The following is a 2488-nucleotide window of genomic DNA, read 5'->3' as shown; positions in this document are numbered from 1 at the left end:
GCATTGCATAAAAATTCAAGAATAAAATCAAACAACGAATTAATCAGCGCTTCCCTAGAGGATGATGGCTGTAATCCCGTATGCAAGAGGGCTGACGGAGCCTTCGGCTCCGAGGTTTGACGGCCCCTGCGGGCCGAAGGGGCTTAGGGCTTCTAGGCCTTTGGCGGCGATAAGTATATATTCCGCCTGCCGTCGGAAAACCCTGCAACCGCGTCTGCAGCGTGATGGGAAAAGCGCCCCCCTTGTCCGCTGCGGGAGAAAGGTGGTGCGGCAGGCACCAAAGTGGGAGTTTCCGCAATACCTTGAGTAATATAAGAAGCAGAATGGCAAGCACGTAACGTCCTGAGGATAGGCCCGAAAATATTAAAAAAGAACTGACGCCCCTATCCTCCGTCGCCTGCGGCGCCACCTCCTTCCTGAGGAAGGAGGCTTTGGCATTTCGGTATGTGCCAATGATGACACAAAAGCAAATCCCGTAACGCTGACTTTATACTCATTGCCCGAAGGGCAATCCACCCCCCCTCTGAACCCTTTGAACCTTTTGAATCTTTCCCCATCCCCATAACCTTTTTACACAACCCTTTTACACAACCTACGGCGAAGCCGTGCCCCTTCACGCCCAAAGGGCGTGTCTACGAACCCTCTGAACCTTTGGGCCCCAAAGGCCCATCCCCCTTTGGTACTGCGTACGGCCTTCCTCCGCAATCGGTGGGACAATAATAGAAGTGGAATCCTCTTAACCTTACCTTACCTTTATACTCAGGTTGACACTTCAGAAGATTGTGCTATAATAATCCCATACGAAGCGATGAACCAGATGGACATGGCGGACTGACGCAGCAGAGAGCCGGCGGATGGTGAAAGCCGGTACGGGCGGGTCATGGACAATCACTGGAGAGCATCTTTCCTGAAAGAGGAGTAAGGAAAGCGGGGGTGCCCGTTACAGGACTATGACATACGAGTATAATGCAGGGTGGTACCGCAGTTTTGCCCCTGTCCCATATGGGACAGGGGTTTTTGATTCCATCTGTTATCTCCGTGTCTGAGTGATAAATCAGAGTGGTACCGCGGGAAATCCGCCTCTGTCTATAGGGACAGAGGCTTTTTTAGTACTCTGTCCGAAATCAAAAGGAGGGCTTTATATGAAAGTATCATCTATGTTTGACGGCAATTTGGGAAAATATCTGCTCCCGGGCATTGTACTTCAGTCCGTTATGATTGGCGGCGGCTATGCTACCGGGCGGGAAATCGTGGAGTATGGAGCCAAGTTCGGCGCTTACGGCTGGTATGCAGGACTGGGCATTATGGCAGGATTTGCGCTGGTGGCAGTGCTGTGCTATGAGCTGATTCGCCTCTACCATGTGTATGATTATAAATCCTTTATCCAGTCCATTGCAGGGCCTCTCTATCCTGTATTTGACCTGGTGTATACCGTTTTCATGGTTATCATTCTGGCGGTCATGTCTTCTGCCACTGGAGCTGTTGTGCAGCAGATGTTTGGCGTATCCCACTGGTTTGGCGTGGTGGGCATCATGATCGTGGCGGGACTTTTGAATTTCTTTGGCGAAAAAGTGATTTCCTTTTTTGAAACTTTTGGTACAGTGGCTCTTTATGCGGGATACCTGACTTTCTCCGTTCTTGTCATTTCCGGGCATACAGGAAATATTGCTGCCGTCATGGCATCGGCGGACCATTCCTATGTGCCGGACGCCACCATGGGTCATGCCCTGTGGACAGGTCTTCTGTACATGGCCTGCAATCTGGTCGTATTTCCTGCTTCCTTCTTTACCATTAAGAAACAGACGAAGCGGAGTGAATCGGTGGTAAGCGGCATTCTAGCCGGACTTCTGGCTACCATTCCCTGGTTCCTTACCTATTTCTCCGTCATGGGATTCTATCCCTCCAAAGACGTGCTGGGAGCCCAGGTGCCCTGGATGGCAATGATGCAGGAAAGCGGTGTACCTTCCTGGATGATGGTAGCCTTCAGCTTCATCATGGGATGGACTCTGGTGGAAACAGCCACCGGCATGATCCACGCCCTTCTGGCACGGGTGGACAAAGGACTGGAAGATAAAGGCCGGACACCACTTTCTCGCAGAAATAAGGGCCTGACCACCGTGGTCATCATGGCCGCTTCCATTGTCTTGGCCCAGGTAGGCATCATCGACCTCATCGCCAAAGGCTACATGGCTCTGGCCTATGCTTTCATGGCTCTCTTCCTCCTCCCGCTCCTCACCGTGGGGGTCTATAAGATTTACCGGAAGGAAGAAAAGAAAGAGGAGAAAGAAATGGTGGAACTGGCTGAAGGATACCGGCAGATGTGATGGGGGATAGAGTCATTGGAGGATGATGGCTGTAATCCCGTGCGGGTGTAAAGGTTGACGGCCCCTGCGGGCCGAAGGGGCTTAGGGCTTCTAGGGAAGCGCTGATTAAATCGTTATCGGATTTCATTCTTGCATTTTTATTCAATGCAAGGAATAAGTCGACG

At 51.4% G+C, this 2488-nt stretch carries 1 protein-coding gene and 1 other annotated feature; the gene reads left to right on the top strand.

Annotation, left to right across the window (positions count from 1 at the left end; genetic code table 11):
- The first annotated feature begins 799 nt into the window (after positions 1-799).
- Positions 800-1087, top strand: a binding site (T-box leader).
- 55 nt (positions 1088-1142) lie between these two features.
- On the top strand, positions 1143-2324 hold the full coding sequence (locus B2Y11_RS06610) for a hypothetical protein (protein WP_291057531.1): 1182 nt from the start codon (positions 1143-1145) through the stop codon (positions 2322-2324).
- Positions 2325-2488: the final 164 nt, after the last annotated feature.

Origin of the sequence: Dialister sp. UBA1703 (assembly GCA_002320515.1) — a bacterium.
Taxonomy (GTDB): Bacteria; Bacillota; Negativicutes; order Veillonellales; family Dialisteraceae; genus Dialister.
This window is presented reverse-complemented; position numbering and strand designations above follow the sequence as displayed.

What these genes read in the sequence shown, in the direction of transcription:
- B2Y11_RS06610 (WP_291057531.1), top strand. Translation starts at nt 1,143, where the DNA reads ATGAAAGTATCATCTATGTTTGACGGCAATTTGGGAAAATATCTGCTC.